Annotated in this window: 1 pseudogene; it reads left to right on the forward strand. The window is 55.8% G+C overall.

The window, feature by feature from the left end:
- Positions 1–565 (forward strand): annotated as a pseudogene (locus SB749_RS18665) (IS1-like element IS1B family transposase); the annotation flags it as partial.

The following is a 565-nucleotide window of genomic DNA, read 5'->3' on the forward strand; positions in this document are numbered from 1 at the left end:
AGCTACTGACGGGGTGGTGCGTAACGGCAAAAGCACCGCCGGACATCAGCGCTATCTCTGCTCTCACTGCCGTAAAACATGGCAACTGCAGTTCACTTACACCGCTTCTCAACCCGGTACGCACCAGAAAATCATTGATATGGCCATGAATGGCGTTGGATGCCGGGCAACAGCCCGCATTATGGGCGTTGGCCTCAACACGATTTTACGTCACTTAAAAAACTCAGGCCGCAGTCGGTAACCTCGCGCATACAGCCGGGCAGTGACGTCATCGTCTGCGCGGAAATGGACGAACAGTGGGGCTATGTCGGGGCTAAATCGCGCCAGCGCTGGCTGTTTTACGCGTATGACAGGCTCCGGAAGACGGTTGTTGCGCACGTATTCGGTGAACGCACTATGGCGACGCTGGGGCGTCTTATGAGCCTGCTGTCACCCTTTGACGTGGTGATATGGATGACGGATGGCTGGCCGCTGTATGAATCCCGCCTGAAGGGAAAGCTGCACGTAATCAGCAAGCGATATACGCAGCGAATTGAGCGGCATAACCTGAATCTGAGGCAGCACC

This window comes from Brevibacterium sp. SIMBA_078, from assembly GCF_046534565.1.
Classification (GTDB): domain Bacteria; phylum Actinomycetota; class Actinomycetes; order Actinomycetales; family Brevibacteriaceae; genus Brevibacterium.